A 17919-nucleotide genomic window follows, 5' to 3' on the forward strand; every position below is an offset into this window, starting at 1 on the left:
CATAAAACCGCTTCGTAATTTGTTCGCCATGTGTTTCCAGGACAGGCACCGTTGATTTCACAATTTCAATCGTTTTTGGATGCAATTTCGTTGTCGTTGTCATGATTTCATCCCCTTGTAAAACATGTATTTTTAATACATCTTTTATTCAACCATAAGCACTGTAAAAAAACAATATTTCAAATACATCTTTAATAAATTGTTCACAATTCTCCGTTCGAATCAGGTGTGGTACAATGGGATCAAGAATGTCCTTAAAGGTTGTGAATCACGATGCAGTTGACGAACTATACGGAATACGCCTTGCGCGTTCTCTTGTTTTTAGGCGCGCTTGATGAAGAAGAAAAAACAAACATCAAAGACATTGCCGCTGCCTTTTCCATTTCAGAGCATCATTTAAGCAAAATCGTCCATGAGCTTGGCAAACTCGGCTACATTGAAACGATCCGTGGGCGCAATGGTGGAATCCGCCTTGCGAAACGCCCCGAGGAGATTGCCATCGGCGCGGTTGTTCGCGAAACGGAGGAAAACTTGTCGCTTGTCGAGTGTTTTGCCGCTCACGGCAATGAGTGCGTCTTAACGCCGGTATGTCGGCTCCGCTTCGCACTTCACGAGGCGTTAGAAGCGTTTTTGCGGGTGTTGGATGCGTATACGCTCGCCGATTTGCTTGAAGACCGAGCGTCACTTCGTTCTTTATTGAAAGAGAGGCGCGGTTGAGAAAAAACTCTCTGGCTATAAGCTGGAGAGTTTTTTGGCGTTTGGCAGGCACACGATCACTAAGCATCGCTCTACGGAAGGAAGACGCGGGATGATGCGAAACCGATGGGCGGCCTTTGCGCGGGATGTGGCGCAAGAACGATCATCAGTTGGAAAAACGAAACCAGTCGTCAAACATGGGCGCGGGATGAATACGTCCGGCACCGGCCGATCACATCCCCTTTGTTTGCCACAAGACGAAGAATATATTAAGATTAGAAAGGTGTGAAAACATCTGTATGACTAAAGGAGGTTACAATGAAACACGAAGGAAACGCTTTGCCACCTTACTTGCATATGGACAATGGAGAGCTCTGGCTCACCGAAGATGATCGCGACAACTTAAAAATCAGCTATCGAATCAAAGAGGTGATTTTTGCCGAGCCGTCCGAGTACCAGCATGTGATGATTTTGGATTCGTACGATTTCGGCCGCATGCTCGTACTCGATGGCGTCGTGCAAACGACCTCGATTGACGGCCATATTTATAACGAAATGATTTCGCACGTGCCGCTGCAGTTTCATCCGGAAGCGAAGCGGGTGCTCATCATCGGCGGCGGCGACTGCGGCGCAGCTCGTGAGACGGCGAAATACGCTCATCTTGAAGCCATCGACATGGTGGAAATCGACGAAAAAGTCGTCCGGGCGTGCAAAGAGCATTTGCCAGCCGTCTCCGGCAACTTATCGGATCCGCGCGTGCGGTTTGTTTATGATGATGGCGTCGTGTTTGTGCAAGAGAAAGAAAACGTCTACGACGTCATTATGATCGACTCGTCCGACCCAGTCGGCCCAGCGGAAGCCTTGTTTTCACCGGAGTTTTACGCCAACGTCCATCGCGCGTTGAAAGCAGACGGGCTGATGGTCTGCCAAAGCCAGTCGCCGATTTTCCACTTGGATATTTTGAAGCGGACGTACCGCAATATTCGCGAACTGTTCCCGCATGTGCTTGTGTACACCGCCGTGGTGCCGACGTATCCAGGCGGACTGTGGAGCTTTACGATCGGCTCGAAACGGCCGCTCGATTTTCCGGTGCAGACTACCATTCCAAATGACACGAAATATGTGAACGATGGGATCTTTCGCCAATGTTTCGCTTTGCCGGCATTTTTGCGTTCGGCGCTTGAGGTGGAATAACGGCTTGGCATGGAAAAAGCTGTCCCTGCTTTGTGAGGGGACAGCTTTTTTTGTGTCATTTGAGTGATCCTCTTTACGCTTTCTATTATTCCACCCGCTTTCTTGTTTCATTGCGCCGGTGGGTTGTGGGCCAGTGCCCGCTTGGCAAGCCATTGAAACGTCAAGTCATCCGCCGGCGGGTTGTGCAATCCAGCGCGGACGTCACGGTAATGCCGCTGGAGCGGGTTGTCAGCAAACAAGCTTTGTCCGCCGACAATGCGCATCGCCCAATCGACGACTTCAAGCGCGGTATTGGTGGCGACCAATTTGGCTGTTGCCAACTCCTCTTTCATCGCCATCCGTTTTTCCGGATAGCGATCCCATAAGTCGGCGACCGCGTACAGGAAATGGCGCGCATGGGTGAGGCGCCATTCCATTTCAGCGATTTTCCGCTGCACTTCGGGTGTTAGGGCGATTGGGTGAGGCAGGGTATTAGGCTGGTACGTCTTGGCAAAGCGAAGCGCCTCATTGCGCGCCGCAATGGCGATGCCTAAGTAACAAGCCGGCACGTGCAACAGCCATCCTTGCGCCGGAGCGGCTTCGTTCGCTTCTCCAAGCGTCTCTACGAGCGCCTCTTGGTCGACTTCGACTTCTTCAAGAACAAGATCATCGCTGCGCGTCGCCCGCATGCCAAGCGTGTTCCACGTCGGCTCGATGCGGATGCCTGAAGCAGACATCGGCACGAGAAATTCACCGACCCGACCGTCTTCCATCGTGGCGGAAATCAATACGTAATCGAGCGCAGGGGCTAACGATGCAAATGTCTTTCGCCCCCGAAGCACCCAGCGGCCATGGCGAAAGACGGCCGTCGTTTCCGGTTTACCGCCGCGCGCCGGGCTGCCAGTTGTCCGTTCAGAGTGGGCGCTGTTGATGAGCGCGTGGCGGCAAACGACTTCATTCGCCAAACGGGCGAGAACGGGCTCCGGCCAGCGGCGGAGCAAAAATAAACGCATGAGAATGCTGGCGTGCCAACCAAACGACAATGCCGTTGCCCCAGAGCCTTGGGCGATCGTTTCTTGCACGAGCACAAGCTCATAAAGCGATGCCCCTTGGCCGCCGTATTCAGTCGGGACGGTCAAGGAAAGGAATCCAGCCTCTTTTAAATCGGCAAAATCGGCAAATGGAAACGTTGCCTGTTCGTCATCATGCGCTGCCCGTTGGACAAATCGTTCCGCAAGGCGGCGCGCTTGGTTGTACAATTGTTGCTCCCGATCGGTCCGCACAAGCAAATGGTACAATTCGTTCATCGGTTCTCCCCTTCTTTTGGTCAAGATGCCTTTATTGTACCGAGTTCTGGCTAGGACTGAAAACAAAAACGCACGGGAAAATGACCGTCCTTGCTCTCGGAAGCTTAAAAGAGAAAGAAATGCCGAATGTACCGATCATCGTCACGGTGGACGAACTCATTTTTCCCAGCATCGTACTCGTATTCCTCCTGCCAGCGGCGGCCATAGCGGGCGATTTGACGGACGGCGCGGATGATCGCATACACTTCTTCGTTCGTCATCGTAGGATGGAGCGACAGACGCACCCATCCTGGTTTGGCGAGAGGATTGCCGTTTTTGACTTCTTGAAGCAGCGCAGCGGATTGTTCCTTGTCGATGCCAAGCAAATAGTGGCCGTATGGTCCGGCGCAGGAACAGCCGCCGCGCGCTTGAATGCCGAAGCGATCATTCAGCAGTTTGACAACAAGGTTGTAATGCAATCCATCTATGACAAATGAGATGATGCCAAGACGGTCGTCCCGATGTCCTTCAAGCACGCGGACGCCGGGAGTGCTTTTTAGCGCCGGCAAAAGAAGGGAAACAAGTTCCTTTTCGCGGGCGCGCATCTGTTTTACGTTCATTTGCTCTTTCAGCTGGATGGCCAACGCTGCCTTGATGGTTTGCCAAAACGGCGGTGTTCCGCCATCTTCGCGTTCCTCAATGGCTTGGATGTATTCATAGTTCCCCCACGGGTCAGTCCAGTACACCGTCCCGCCGCCGGGGTGATCCGGAGCGTGCTGATGATAAAGCCGGCTGTCAAAGATGAGCACGCCGGCGCTTCCCGGCCCCCCGAGAAACTTATGGGGAGAGAAATAAATGGCATCAAGCTGCTCCATTGGGTCGTCCGGATGCATATCGATGCGGACGTACGGAGCGGAAGCAGCAAAATCAACAAAGCAAAGGCCGCCATGCTCGTGCATGATTTTCGCCAGCTTATGATATGGGGTTTCCAACCCCGTGACGTTCGAGCAAGCAGTAAATGCACCGATTTTTTGCGGCCGATCTCGGTAGCGCTCCAGCAGCTCGCGCAAATGGTCAAGATCGACATCCCCGTTCTCTGTCGGCCGGACCGCCACGACTTCCGCGATGGTTTCCACCCATGGCAATAAATTTGAATGGTGCTCCATATGGGTGACAAAAACGACTGGCCGCTCCTCATCATGAAGGGACAAGCGGCGCTTCCACCGTTCCGGTACGCGCAAGCCAAGCAGACGCTGCAGCTTGTTGACGGCGCTTGTGGTCCCGGCGCCTTGCATGATCAAGACGTCGTTTTTCCCGGCATGAACGTGCTGTTTGATGATTTCTTTTGCATAGCGATAGGCAAGCGTCGTTTTCGTTCCGGTCACATTCGATTCCGTATGCGTGTTGCCGACAAATGGACCGAGCTCATGCGTCAGCTTCTCTTCAATCGGCCGGTACAGCCGCCCGCTTGCCGTCCAGTCGGCGTAAATAAGCCGCTGTTTGCCAAACGGCGTAGAAAACGGATGAAAGCGGCCGATCGTTCCATCGCGAAACGGCTGAAAATACGTCTCAAGCTCTCCGCGGCATGTATACACCGCATTGCCGATCACAGCGTGAATGGCCATGTTGATTCCCCCTTTCCGCCATTTCGTCTATTTACAAAGTATGTCGCCTTCGGTGGTTCGGTCCAAAAAACGTGGGAAAGTTGAAAATGAAAAATCCGCCGTACAGGCGGATGATATTCCACTCCCTTTTTTACTCCTTTTTTTTGCACGATAACGGCGAAATCGTTTCCCCCACGGACGGCGCAAGGTATTCGGCAAGCATGGTCCGCAAGTCATCGGGCAATGGTTCGCTCGTTTGGGTTTGGAAATTAAAATGGACGACCGCTGCCTCTCCGATGGCGATCAGTCTTCCTGTTTCCTCTTCCATGATGCGATGAATGCATTGAAAGCTTTTATTGCCGATCCGGGAGACATTGGTTTCCACGCGCAATCGTCGTCCGAAGAATCCTTGGTTGATAAAATCGCACTTGGTGGAAGCTAAAATAAAATGCCAGTCGTCCGTTCGCCCGCCGTAACGCAATTCATCAAACAGGCGGGTGCGCGCTTCTTCTAAATAAATAAAATAGCTAATGTTGCTTAAATGTCCGAGCGCATCAGTTTCACAAAAGCGTGGGTTGACGGTAATGATGTGCGTCTTCATTTCTCCCTCTTCCTTTCTTGCTTTTTTTTGCCCCTTTCGCCCACAATATTCGTTTGGGTGAGCATGGGGCGGGAGCAAGTTTGATTTGCAGCTACCAACTAGTCAGTATGTTGTTTTTATCATACTCCGATTGATTGGGATATGCAATTGTTTTTTTGGGTTATTGATTATTTAGAACATTGTTTGTGACATGAAATATTGTCGCGAATCCAGTACGTTGCACGAAAGGATGAAAATCTCTTTCAATTAAGTTGAATTTTTGGTTTACACTTCGCCGATTGCCTGACACATTAGATTGCATCCGCATGTATCGAAGTGCAAATGGTAACGAACAATTGGAACCTATATAGTTTTGACATTTTCAGGGTAGATAAAAAAGCCCGGCGAGGGCAGACGGGGCGTCTGCGGTCAACCGGCCCAAAGCGGCAAAAGAACGTATCCTGCAAGCGACACGCCGGCGCAAAGGAGAGAGAGGCGCAATTTGTATTTCGCATAGCTCATCAAGTCCATATCCATAATGGCTGCCGTTGTAATCGTCGTATCGCCAAGCGGCGAAGCAAAGGCGCCAAACGTCCCGCTCGCAAACACGGCGCCGACTGTCACCTCGAGCGGCGCCCCGGTCGCATGGGAAAGCGTGACGCCAAGCGGCATCAAAATGCCCCACGTTCCCCATGAAGAACCGATAAAGTATGATAAAAACGATCCGACCAAAAACACGGCCGCTGGCACGAATGCCCCCGGCAGCCATGTGCCGAACGTCGACGACACGTACTCCGCAAATCCGAGTTCCCCCGCCACCGCCGAGACCGCCCATACGAGAACGAGCATGCCGATCGGCGCCATCAGCTCGTTTCCTCCGGCAAAAAAGTGGTACGTCAACTCTGAGAGCGATTGTCGGCGCCACAAATAAAACATCATCGACAAAAGGATGGTCACAAACAGCGCCAACAGCATCGCCCATGTCGCATCGGCCGCGGAAAACGCCTCCCACCAATTCTCTGCCCCGCGTTTCCTCCCGTCGTACACGAAAAAGGCAAACGTCAGCGCGATTAACAGCGCCAGCGGGACAAACAAGTGCAACGGCTCCCCGTTGATCAGCGCCAGCTCCTTGCGCAATCCGAGCCCGTGCAGTGTATTCGTTTCCCCTTCTCCTTTTTTCGCCCGCGGTTTGCCGATCCGGATGTTCAACATCGTCGTCAACACCCCGACGGCCAGAGCGACAATCGCAAACAAGTTGTACGGCAGGCTGCGCAAAAACACGTCATACGGCGATTCGTGAATGTCGTTTTGCTCAAGCGCCGCGGCGACAACGGAAGTCATAAAGCCGACGAACGCTGTCGCCGCTGGCAAAAGCACGATGATCGGCTCGGTCGAGACGTCGATCATGTACGCCATGCGGCGGCGGTCGATGCGAAACTGGCGAAGGACCGCTTTCATCACTGGTCCAAGGAGCATAATGCGAAACATCGGCATAAAAAACGTCACCGGCACCGTCAGCCAAACGAACAACAAAATCCCCCGCTTCGAGCGGATGCGGCCGGAGAGTCTCTCGACAAACCCTTTGATCCCGCCGGTAATTTGCATCATGCCGACAAGCGAACCGAACAAATACAAAAACGCGGCCACCTTCATATGCTCCGGATCGGTCAGGGCGTGAAGAACAGCGGAAACAGCGCGCTCAATCGCGCCGACAGCCGACCACTCAAGGCAAAACGCTCCGACGAGCAATCCGGCCACGAGGCCGGGCAAAATTTCTTTCAGCCATACCGCCAACGGAATGATGAGCAGAAAAGGCAACAGCGACCACCATGTTCCTTCCACGTCGGCGCCTCCTTTGCGATGATGTTGTTACCAAGAAGGATAGCCATAATGCAGTTTTTTTATGATTTTCATTGAAGATTTAGAACATAGTTTTATTTATAAAATTTATGTTGCCCACGCAAAAAAAAAAAGCCGCGCTGCAGTTTGCAGCGTGGCCCACACTTCCATCCGCCCCGGGCTGACTCCCAAACAACCTGGGGCACAGAAGGCGTTGTCATTTCCGGCGCGCAAAATCGACAAATCGGAACTTGTCGAGCCGGTGACGCGATTCCGTATATTGAAACAATGCAGCATTGCTTAAATACACATAGTTTTTGACGACAACGACGCGGTCATCGCCATGCAAATCCAAATAGCGCCGGTCTTCGTCCGTCGCTTCGTCGACCGATATTTCTTTTTTCGCAAAGCTGATCGGCAAATGCAGCTTCGTTTCCAAATATTCATAAATCGAGTCTTCGCAAATCTCTTTGGTCAATAGCGGCACATGCTTTTTCAGAAAAAAGTCTTTATCCAAAATAATCCGCTCTCCGCCGATTTCCCGGACGCGCACGACTTTCCACACTTCGTCTTTGCTTGAGGCGCGCAGATGCTGCCTGAGCTCGCGATCCGGCTTGATGATCGCCAGTTCATGCACGATCGTCCGCACCGGCTGCTTCATCGTCTGCGCCAGTTCTTTAAAGCTGACCAATCCGGATACGGGAAAGTCATATTTGCCGACGTCAAGAACGATAGATCCTTTTCCTTTCATTTTTTGGATATAGCCGTGCTCGGACAACAAATGGAGCGCTTTGCGAATCGTCTCGCGCGATGTCTCATATCGGGCGGCCAGCTCGTGTTCCGATGGCAGCTTGTCGTACGCCTTCCATTCTCCGCGNCGGATGCGGGAAATGAGGTCATGGTAAATGGTTAAATATTTGTTTTCATGCATAAGAATCACCGCTTGTATTGTATCACGGCCGGCGCAAAAGATAAACAACCGATTCGTATGGGCGCAGCTGCATGCGGCGAAAATCGGCCGGCGCGTCCGAATAATTGGCAAGCAGCAGTTCTCCCGTATAGCCATCGGCTCCTGCTTCTTTCGGCAGCGTGAACGTCGTTTCGATTGGATAAAAATTGTTGACAACAAGCAGCTTTTCTCCATCGCCATGACGCATATAGACGAAAATATGCGGATCGTCCGCAAGCAGCAGCTCATAGCGCCCGGTCGTAATGAGATCATACTGTTTGCGCAGCTCAATGAGCCGCTTATAGTGGTAGAAAATCGAGTCGCGGTCGGCGAGCGCCTGTTTCACGTTAATGCGTCGGTAGTTGTCGGCGACGCGAATCCACGGCGTCCCGGACGTGAAACCAGCATGCGGGCTGTCGTCCCATTGCATCGGCGTGCGTGAGTTGTCGCGCGATTTTCGCTGCAAAATTTCCATCACTTCTTGCTCGCTTTTGCCTTGTTCTCGCAAAATCCGGTACATGTTGAGCGACTCAACGTCGCGGTAGTCGCGAATATCGGTGAATTTCGGATCGGTCATGCCGATTTCTTCGCCTTGGTAAATATAGGGCGTCCCTTGCATCAAATGGATCGTCGTCGCCAGCATTTTCGCTGACTCTTTCCAATACGTCCCGTCATCGCCATAGCGCGACACGATGCGCGGCTGATCGTGGTTGCACCAAAAGAGCGCATTCCAGCCGCCGCCTTCATACATCCGGACTTGCCATTCGGACAAAATGCGTTTTAAGGCAAGGAAATCAAATGGGGCGACTGCCCATTTTTCTCCGTTCGGGTAATCGACCTTCAAGTGGTGAAAGTTAAACGTCATATTGAGCTCGTGGTTTTCCGGGTTCGTGTAGCGGATGCAATGATCGATCGTCGTCGACGACATTTCCCCGACCGTCATGACGTCATATTTCGAAAACACTTCGCGGTTCATCTCTTGCAAAAACTCATGAATGCGCGGTCCGTCCGTATAAAAGCGGCGCCCGTCCCCCGGCGGCACCGAACCGTCATCATCCGGGAAGCGCTGGTCTTTTGACAACAAGTTGATGACGTCAAGCCGAAAGCCGTCCACTCCTTTTTTGAGCCAAAAATGCATCATGTCATAAATGCGGCGGCGCAGCTCTTCGTTTTCCCAGTTCAAGTCCGCTTGTGTCACATCGAACAAATGCAAGTAATATTGGCCGGTTTGTTCGTCGTATTCCCACGCCGAGCCGCCGAATTTCGATTGCCAGTTGTTCGGCGCTCCGCCGTCCGGCTTCGGGTCGCGCCAAATGTAAAACGAGCGGTATGGGTTCGTTTTCGAGGAGCGCGCCTGCTGAAACCATTCATGGTCGGTTGAGGTATGGTTGACGACCATGTCCATCACCAGCTTCATGCCGCGCGCATGCACTTCGTGAAGCAGACGGTCAAAATCGTCCATCGTTCCGTATTCGTGATGGATGCGGAAATAATCGCTGATGTCATAACCGTTGTCGCGCTGCGGCGACGCGTAGATCGGCGTCAGCCAAATGACATCGACACCCAATTTTTGTAAATAATCGAGCTTCTCGATCACGCCCGGCAAATCGCCAATGCCGTCTCCATTCGTATCGTAGAAGCTTTTCGGATAAATTTGATAAACGACTGCTTTTTTCCACCAAGGGGTTGTTGACATCTCTCTTCACCTCGTTCGTCGGGATAAAAAACATACCATTGGCATCGGCGGCCAATGGTACGGGCGGGAAATAAATGATTTCGCACATCGTTCTCTTGCTTCCACACACGGCAATCATGAGCGGGCGGCTTTACGCACTTTCCCAAAGACAAACGTCAGCGCAAACGGCACCGCAATCGCGATCGCCATGCCGATAAAGAACGGCGTCCACTTTTGCGGCACGATCGACAAGAAACCCGGCAGGCCGCCGACGCCGATCGACGGGGCCATCACTTTATTGATCGTGATGAACATGCCAGCGATTGCCGCCCCTGTCATCGCTGCGATAAACGGGAAGCGAAAGCGCAAGTTGACCCCGAACATCGCCGGTTCCGTGATGCCTAAATACGCGGAAACAGCCGACGTAAACGACAAACCGCGCAGCTTTTCCTCCTTCGCGACAAACATCATCGCCAACGCTGCCGAACCTTGGGCGATGTTTGACATGACCAAAATCGGCCAAAGGAACGTGCCACCGGTATTGGCAATCAGCTGCAAGTCAACCGGCAAGAACGTATGGTGCATCCCGGTGACGACAAGCGGCGCATACAACGCTCCATACAACAATCCTCCAAGAGCCGGAACCGTGTCAAAAATCGTGACAAACAAGTGGGTAATGGCATTGCCGATCGCAAATGTGATCGGCCCAATGGCGATGAACGCCAAAAAGCCCGTAATGAGCAACGCAAGCGGCGCGACAAGCAACAGCTGAAACGCATCCGGAATGCGCTTGCGCAAAAACAGCTCCAGCTTCGCCAGCACGTAGGAAGCCACCAGCACCGGCAGCACTTGTCCTTGGTAGCCGACTTTTTGCACTTCAAAGCCGAACAAGTTCCAAACCGGAATCTCTCCTTTTTCTTTCGCCGCTCCCCAGCCCCAAGCGTTGAGCAAATCTGGGTGGACGAGCATCAAACCAAGGACAATCCCTAAGAGCGGGCTGCCGCCGAATTTCGTCACCGCCGACCAGCCGATCAAACCGGGCAGGAAGACGAACGCCGTATTGGCGATCAAGTTGATCATGTTCGCCAAATCGGCCCATTCTTTGTGCACCTCGACAAACGATTTCCCTTCGTAAAAAATGCCTGGGCCTGTCAAGACGTTGTTAATCCCCATTAACAAACCGGCCGTCACGATTGCCGGCAAGATTGGAATGAAAATATCAGCCAGCGTCTTAATCGCGCGTTGCAGCGGATTGAGCTTCGCTTCCGCAGCGTCTTTAATCTCCTGCTTTGTCGCCCGGCCGATGCCCGTCAGCTCGATGAGGTCGTCATACACTTTATCGACAAGCCCTTGGCCGATGACGACTTGAAACTGGCCGTTTGCCGAAAACGACCCTTTGACGACATCGATGCGCTCAAGCGCTTCCTTATTGACTTTTCCTTCCTCTTTGAGCGCAAACCGAAGCCGCGTCACACAATGCGTGGCGGCGACGATGTTTTCTTTGCCGCCGATGGCTTCAACGATTTGCGCGGCTGCTTGTTGGTATGCCCCCATGATGAACGCCTCCCTTTTCTTTCCTTAACAACGACCGCTATAGCGTTAAATCGCTTTCAGCAACCGGTTGCAAACAAACTTGTATATACAACCTGAATTCATTTTATCTTGTATATACAAGTTTGTCAACATCTTTCGATGACCTTCTTCATTTTTCGACAATAGTTGTTGTTTTTTTGCTAACTTCCACTTCTTTTGTTATGTTTTGTCAAGCGGCAGGAAAATCAACGACCGAGTAGGAAAATAAAACATAATGCAAATCAATGCCAAAAGACGAGAAAGGATGAGGAAATGCGATGAAAACCTATACACTCCGCGAAGCAGCGAAAAAAATCGGGGTCACCGCCCGCGATTTGAAACAATGGGAAAAGCAGTTCGCCGGATCGATTGCCGTCCCACGCACAACCGAGGGGGCACGCATGTACACCGACGAGCTGATCGACCGGTTTCGCCATATCCGCACTTGGCTTGAGGACGGCCGCCATCCGCGTGAAGTGGCTGAAATGATCAGGCAAATGGACGGACAACCGGCAGAGCGAGCCAACGAGACAGCCGCTCAAGTGGAAACAGCCGTCATGGAAGGGGAAATCATCGATGTGCCCCGCCTGCTGCATCAAGGGATGCCATACATAGCCGAGCAGTTGGCGGCCCGCTTAAAAGACGATATCGTCGACGCCTTGAAACAGGAAACGACAGCCACGGTCCGGCAAGCGATGGATGAGGTGAAAGGCCGCCTTGACTACATCGAGGAGCAAACGACGGCAGCTGCCGAAACGGTGCGCCGTTCACTCCGCGATTACGAGGACGCATGGCAGCAAAAAACGGAACAGCTGCATGAACATTTGGAAACGGTCGTCGCGTTCTGTCACGAGGAAAAGGCAAGGCAGGAAGAGGAGCGAAAACAGCTCGAACTGCGCATTTTAGAACGGGAAAAAGCGTTTCGCGAGCTCGTGTTGTCGTTTCGGCAAACCGCTGCCAGCACCAGCGCTGCTCGAACACGGGCAAATAAATGGTGGAAGTTTTGGTGAAGACGATTTTGGCATCCATGTGACAAGGGCACCCGTTTTGGATGCGCCATACCTCCGTCAAAAATCAAAAAAGGGCCCCGCCAAAACTCGGGCCCCTTTTTGCGTCATATTCGGCGGCTCTCGGCCGCATGTCGTTTGATGGCTTCGATCAAGTGCGCTTCTTCTTGTTTGGTGACATGGAGGCGGACGCCATAATAGTAGGCGTGGACAAACGGTCTTTCCCAGACAAGCTGCCCCCGCAGCGTAAAGGGGGCAGCGTTTAGCCAAAACGAGATGTCAACCAGCGTTCCCCCTGTTGAAAAGGGAAGGCGGCCTTCCGTTTCGATTTTCATCCCGTGCGGACTTAGATCGTGAATGTAGACGCTGCGCTCACCATCGGCTGTGCGCAGTTCAGCCGGGAGCGGCCGGCCAAACTGATACCGGAACGGTTCTTGACGCTTAAACCTCATCCTTCCTCCCCTTTTCCAAGCAGCTTCGTCGGTTCTTTCCAGACATCCACCACCATCCCGGCTTCGTCAGTGTCAACGACAAACGAACCCGTGCTGTAGCGGTCGGAGAGACGAAGGGAAGCGGCTTCGATCGTCTCGACCACCCCTTTTTCCGTCCGCAATCCGACCATTTCCTCATCGCTGCTGACAAAGACGGCGCCGACAACTCGGTGCGGGTTGGATTTCACTTCGCGCACAATCACAACGCCGCGCTTCGCCCGTGATGACGGCTCAAACTCGCTCATCGCCACTTTTTTCACCGCTCCGCGCTGCGTCACGACGACGAACGAGCCCCCCTCTTCTAGGCGAACGGGACACGCAGCGGCGACAAAATCCCCTTCCTTCAATTGAATCCCTTTCACGCCAGCCGCGCGCACGCCAACAAGGCTGATCTCCTCCTCGGCAAACAAGAGCGCATGTCCATCATGCGTCGCAAGCCAAAGATGGCCGCATCCATCCGTCGCGTAGACGGCGATGACGTCATCATCCTCTTTCACATTAACGGCCACAAGCGGGCGGGTGTAGCGCTGCACTTGGTATTGAGCGAGCTCCGTTCGCTTTACGAGCCCTTGTTTCGTCACAAAGATGAGCTGCTCCCCGGTGTTAAAGGAAGAGACTGGAACAGCGGCGACGAGTTCATCGTCGCGTTCAAGCGGAATGAGATGGGAAATGTGGTGGCCGACCTCTTTCCAACGGATATCAGGGAGCGTATGCACCGGGCAGTATAAATAGTAGCCGCGGCGGGTGAAAAGCAAGAGCACATCGGTCGTATTCATCTCGAGCTGGGCGAGCAGCCGATCCGTTTCCTTCATGCCCATGTCTTGACCGTTTGAGGCGCTGTATGAACGATAGCTCGTCCTCTTCACATATCCTTCTTTTGTCACGGTGACGATCACATCTTCCGCCGGAATGAGCGCCTCCACCTTCACTTTCAGCTCTTCAATCTCCTCTTCAATCACCGTCCGCCGCTCATCGGCATATTGCTTTTTCATCGCCTTCAGCTCTTTTTTGATGACGCCAAGCAGCTTCTTTTCATCGGCGAGAATCGCCGTAAGTTCCGCAATTGCTTGATCCAGTTCTTCCGCTTCTTGACGCAGCGCCGTGATGTCGGTGTTCGTCAACCGATACAGCTGGAGCGTCACGATCGCCTCGGCCTGCGCTTCGGTGAATCCGTAATGAGCCATCAGCCGTTCTTTGGCGTCGCGCTTGTCGCTTGAAGCACGAATCGTGGCAATCACCTCATCCAAAATGGAAAGCGCCCGAATCAAACCGTCGACGATGTGCTTCCGCTCATTCGCTTTTTTCAGCTCAAAATGCGAGCGGTTGGTGACGACCTCTTTCCGGTGGGCGATGTAGGCATCCAACAGCTCCGGCAAACTCATCAGCTTCGGCCGGCGCTCATGGATCGCCACCATGTTGAAGTTGTACGGCACTTGCAAATCCGTATTTTTGTACAAGTAGTTGAGAATCGCTTCCGCATCGGCGTCTTTTTTCAATTCGATGACGATCGACAGCCCGTCCCGGTCCGTTTCATCGCGCACATCGGCGATGCCGTCGAGCTTTTTGTCGAGGCGAAGCTCGTCAATTTTTTTCACTAAATTCGCTTTGTTCACTTCATACGGCAGTTCCGTGATGACAATGTGCTTTTTCCCGCCTTTTCCCTGCTCGATGGCGGCTTTGGCGCGGATGATGATTTTCCCGCGGCCGGTCTCATACGCCTTGCGGATGCCGTCTTTCCCTTGGATGATGCCGCCGGTCGGAAAATCGGGGCCAGGAAGAACCGTCATCAGCTCGTCAACAGTGCAATCCGGCCGGTCGATCCGCATCAAGACGGCGTCGATCACCTCGCCAAGCGCATGCGGCGGAATGTCGGTCGCATAGCCGGCCGAAATCCCGGTCGAGCCGTTCACCAACAAATTCGGAAACATCGCCGGCAGGACGGTCGGCTCATCGGTCGTATCGTCAAAGTTCGGCACAAACGGAACAGTTTCTTTGTCAATATCGCGAAGCAATTCGGCGGCAATCGCCGACAGGCGCGCTTCCGTGTAGCGCATCGCCGCCGGCGGGTCGCCGTCGATGCTGCCGTTGTTGCCGTGCATCTCCACCAGCACGTTGCGCAGCTTCCACTCTTGGCTCATCCGCACCATCGCTTCATACACCGATGAGTCGCCGTGCGGATGAAAGTTGCCGATCACGTTTCCAACCGTTTTCGCCGCCTTGCGAAACGGTTTATCAGCCGTGTTGCCATCCATGTACATCGCATACAAAATGCGGCGCTGCACGGGCTTCAGCCCGTCGCGCGCATCGGGCAGCGCCCGGTCTTGGATGATGTATTTGCTGTAGCGGCCAAAGCGGTCGCCAAGCACGTCCTCTAACGGCATTTCCAGCAATCGTTCTGCCATCGTCATTCTCCTTTCCTAACACATCAGCACCAAAAAGGCGGCGCCTTTTCACGCCGCCATCAGCCGATCCATCCCGGTTCCTCTTCGAGCCCGAAGGCGACGTGCGTTTCGATCCATTTGCGGCGCGGCTCGACTTTGTCGCCCATGAGCGTCGTCACCCTCCGTTCGGCGCGGGCCGCATCTTCAATGCGCACGCGGATGAGCGTACGCGTCTGTGGGTTCATCGTCGTTTCCCATAATTGATCGGCGTTCATTTCGCCGAGCCCTTTATAGCGCTGAATCGTATAGCCGCGGCCCATTTTTTTCGTAATTTCTTTCAGCTGCTCGTCCGTCCACGCATATTCGACGATTTCGTTTTTGCCGCTTTTTTTGCTGATTTTGTAAAGCGGCGGCAAGGCGATGTACACTTTTCCCGCTTCAATCAGCGGACGCATGTAGCGGTAAAAAAACGTCAAAAGCAGCACTTGAATATGGGCGCCGTCCGTGTCGGCATCGGTCATAATGATCACTTTGTCGTAGTTGACATCATCGAGCGAAAAGTCAGCCCCGACGCCGCCGCCGATGGCGTGGATGATCGTATTGATTTCCTCGTTTTTCAAAATATCGCCAAGTTTCGCCTTTTCCGTGTTGATGACTTTTCCGCGCAGCGGAAGCACCGCCTGGAATCGACGGTCGCGCCCTTGTTTCGCCGAACCGCCCGCCGAATCGCCTTCAACGAGATAGAGCTCATTTTTTTGCGGATTGCGCCCTTGCGCCGGCGTCAGCTTGCCGCTTAAGAGCGCCTCTTTCCCTTTCCGCTTTTTGCCGCTTCTCGCCTCTTCGCGCGCTTTGCGGGCCGCTTCACGCGCCTGATAGGCCCGGATCGCTTTCTTAATGAGCATCGCGCTTACGTCCGGGTTTTCTTGCAGAAAGTACATGAGCTGCTCGGACACCACCGCATCGACGGCCGAACGCGCTTCGCTCGTTCCGAGCTTTCCTTTCGTCTGCCCTTCAAACTGCAGCAAGTGCTCTGGGATGCGCACCGAAACGACCGCGGACAACCCTTCGCGAATATCGGTTCCTTCCAAATTTTTATCTTTTTCCTTGAGCAAACCGACACGGCGGGCGTATTCGTTAAAAACGCGCGTCATCGCCGTTTTCGCACCCGCCTCATGCGTGCCGCCGTCTTTTGTGCGCACGTTGTTGACAAACGACAGCACGTTTTCCGAATAACCGTCATGAAACTGGAACGCAAACTCGACTTCAATGCCGTTTTGCTCGCCAGCAAAATAAACGACCGGGTGGAGCACATCTTTCTCCTCATTCAAATAGGCGACAAACGCTTCAATTCCGTTTTCATAGTGGAACACCTCGCGCATGCCGGTCCGTTCGTCAACGAGTTCGATTTTCAGCCCTTTTAACAAAAACGCCGATTCGCGCAGCCGTTCACTCAATGTTTCATAATCGAAGACTGTCGTGCTGAAAATCGTTGGGTCCGGCTTAAATTGAATGATGGTTCCGGTTTTGTTCGTTGTGCCGATTTTCTCTAGCGTCGTCACCGGTTTGCCTCCATGCTCAAACCGCTGCCGGTAAATGAAGCCGTCGCGATGAATCGTGACGACCAGCCATTCTGATAAGGCGTTGACAACCGACGCCCCGACTCCGTGCAGGCCGCCGCTCGTTTTATAGCCGCCTTGGCCGAATTTGCCGCCGGCATGAAGCACGGTCAAAATGACTTCCGGCGTCGGCTTGCCGAGCTTATGCATCCCGACCGGCATGCCGCGCCCCTCATCCAAAACCGTGATGCTGTTGTCTTTATGTATTTGCACGAAAATGTAGTTTCCGTATCCGGCCAACGCCTCATCGACCGAGTTGTCGACGATTTCATAAACAAGATGATGCAACCCGCGGCTGTCGGTGCTGCCGATGTACATCCCCGGCCGCTTCCTGACTGCCTCGAGCCCTTCCAACACTTGAATGGCATCTTCGTTATAGTCATGTATCGCTTGCTTTGCCACAAGCCCACCCCTTTCTGCCAAAACAAGAACATCTGTTTCTGTTTTATTGTATCATAAAATGACCAGCTGTCCATTGTCTTTTGACACCGCTTGACAAAATCGGACAACGGCGCCTGAAAAACGAAAGGACCATCTTAGAGAAGATGGCCGTTTCGTCAATGGCGCGCTTCGCCTGTTACGGGCGTTTCGTGAGCGCGTGTTCTACTTTAATGCAGCGATCCATAATCACCGTATAGCCTTTTTCCTTTAAAAACGCGTATGCTTCTTCATTGACGACGCCAAGCTGCGCCCAAAATACGTCCGCATCGATTTGCACAAACTCGCGGGCCAGCTCGGGCAAATGCTCAGAGCGGCGGAACACATCGACGATGTCGACATGGCCTTCGATATCGGTTAGTTGATCAACCGCCGGAATGCCTTCCCACTCATCGATCATCGGATTGACCGGAATGATTTCGTATCCAGCGTCTTTCATCGCTTTCGCCACCATATACGACTCGCGCTCCGGATTGTTGGACAACCCAACGACGGCAATCCGTTTCGCCTTGCGCAAAATTTCACCGATTTCTTCCCGGCTTGGGTTGACAATGGACATCGAGGTCTCTCCCTCCTTTATTCTCCTTTTTGCTGTACTATATAGATGCAATT

Annotated in this window: 15 protein-coding genes and 1 pseudogene; 3 read left to right on the top strand and 13 right to left on the bottom strand. The window is 53.1% G+C overall.

The features are described 5' to 3' along the window. On the bottom strand, positions 1-103 hold a 103-nt coding region (locus VU18_RS19675), incomplete at its 3' end, for a dihydropteridine reductase (RefSeq protein ID WP_047757921.1). Positions 104-273: 170 nt separating this feature from the next. Between VU18_RS19675 and nsrR the strand changes: the two genes are divergently transcribed. Together nsrR and speE are read left to right on the top strand one after the other, a co-directional pair. After that, positions 274-717 carry a nitric oxide-sensing transcriptional repressor NsrR gene (gene nsrR / locus VU18_RS07410; RefSeq protein ID WP_021321618.1) on the top strand — a complete coding sequence of 148 codons (444 nt, stop codon included), beginning with the start codon at positions 274-276 and terminating at the stop codon, positions 715-717. 297 nt (positions 718-1014) lie between these two features. Beyond that, positions 1015-1890 (top strand): polyamine aminopropyltransferase, encoded by an 876-nt coding sequence (gene speE, locus VU18_RS07420; protein ID WP_047757889.1) that lies wholly within the window; start codon positions 1015-1017, stop codon positions 1888-1890. Between the two features lie 107 nt (positions 1891-1997). On the opposite strand, the gene VU18_RS07425 is transcribed toward speE, so the two are convergent. The 8 genes and pseudogenes from VU18_RS07425 to treP form a co-directional block, all read right to left on the bottom strand. Further along, a complete protein-coding gene (locus VU18_RS07425) occupies positions 1998-3176 on the bottom strand; it encodes an acyl-CoA dehydrogenase family protein (protein WP_021321615.1) in 1179 nt (392 codons plus the stop codon). Between the two features lie 104 nt (positions 3177-3280). After that, the gene (locus VU18_RS07430) at positions 3281-4780 is read right to left on the bottom strand and encodes an aminotransferase class V-fold PLP-dependent enzyme (protein ID WP_014195845.1); all 1500 of its coding nucleotides are present in this window, start codon (positions 4778-4780) and stop codon (positions 3281-3283) included. A 130-nt stretch (positions 4781-4910) separates the two neighbouring features. Continuing rightward, positions 4911-5360 (bottom strand): thioesterase family protein, encoded by a 450-nt coding sequence (locus tag VU18_RS07435; RefSeq protein WP_011231235.1) that lies wholly within the window; start codon positions 5358-5360, stop codon positions 4911-4913. A 408-nt stretch (positions 5361-5768) separates the two neighbouring features. Next, a complete protein-coding gene (locus VU18_RS07440) occupies positions 5769-7181 on the bottom strand; it encodes a Na+/H+ antiporter NhaC family protein (RefSeq protein WP_011231236.1) in 1413 nt (470 codons plus the stop codon). Positions 7182-7395: 214 nt separating this feature from the next. Beyond that, positions 7396-8055: trehalose operon repressor (gene treR / locus VU18_RS07445; RefSeq protein ID WP_236687320.1), on the bottom strand; the 660-nt coding region annotated here is incomplete at its 5' end. Between the two features lies 1 nt (position 8056). Continuing rightward, positions 8057-8109 (bottom strand): annotated as a pseudogene (locus VU18_RS21170) (hypothetical protein); the annotation flags it as partial. Positions 8110-8131: 22 nt separating this feature from the next. Beyond that, positions 8132-9823, bottom strand: coding sequence for an alpha,alpha-phosphotrehalase (gene treC / locus VU18_RS07450; RefSeq protein WP_021321613.1), 1692 nt, complete (start codon positions 9821-9823; stop codon positions 8132-8134). Between the two features lie 114 nt (positions 9824-9937). Beyond that, the gene (gene treP / locus VU18_RS07455) at positions 9938-11356 is read right to left on the bottom strand and encodes a PTS system trehalose-specific EIIBC component (protein WP_011231239.1); all 1419 of its coding nucleotides are present in this window, start codon (positions 11354-11356) and stop codon (positions 9938-9940) included. Positions 11357-11652: 296 nt separating this feature from the next. Between treP and VU18_RS07460 the strand changes: the two genes are divergently transcribed. Further along, on the top strand, positions 11653-12384 hold the full coding sequence (locus VU18_RS07460; protein WP_014195851.1) for a MerR family transcriptional regulator: 732 nt from the start codon (positions 11653-11655) through the stop codon (positions 12382-12384). Positions 12385-12488: 104 nt separating this feature from the next. On the opposite strand, the gene VU18_RS07465 is transcribed toward VU18_RS07460, so the two are convergent. From VU18_RS07465 to VU18_RS07480, 4 genes are all read right to left on the bottom strand, one after another. Next, positions 12489-12833 carry a PilZ domain-containing protein gene (locus tag VU18_RS07465; RefSeq protein WP_013145319.1) on the bottom strand — a complete coding sequence of 115 codons (345 nt, stop codon included), beginning with the start codon at positions 12831-12833 and terminating at the stop codon, positions 12489-12491. Then, positions 12830-15274 carry a DNA topoisomerase IV subunit A gene (parC, locus tag VU18_RS07470; protein WP_014195852.1) on the bottom strand — a complete coding sequence of 815 codons (2445 nt, stop codon included), beginning with the start codon at positions 15272-15274 and terminating at the stop codon, positions 12830-12832. Before parC ends, VU18_RS07465 begins: the two co-directional genes overlap by 4 nt. 59 nt (positions 15275-15333) lie before the next feature. Next, complete coding sequence (parE, locus tag VU18_RS07475) at positions 15334-17271, bottom strand: DNA topoisomerase IV subunit B (protein ID WP_021321610.1); 1938 nt, start codon at positions 17269-17271, stop codon at positions 15334-15336. Between the two features lie 175 nt (positions 17272-17446). Continuing rightward, positions 17447-17866: a CoA-binding protein gene (locus tag VU18_RS07480; RefSeq protein ID WP_031205874.1), complete on the bottom strand. Its 420-nt coding sequence runs from the start codon at positions 17864-17866 to the stop codon at positions 17447-17449. Positions 17867-17919 lie beyond the last annotated feature (53 nt).

The sequence above is a fragment of the Geobacillus sp. ZGt-1 genome, assembly GCF_001026865.1.
Lineage (GTDB): Bacteria > Bacillota > Bacilli > Bacillales > Anoxybacillaceae > Geobacillus > Geobacillus thermoleovorans.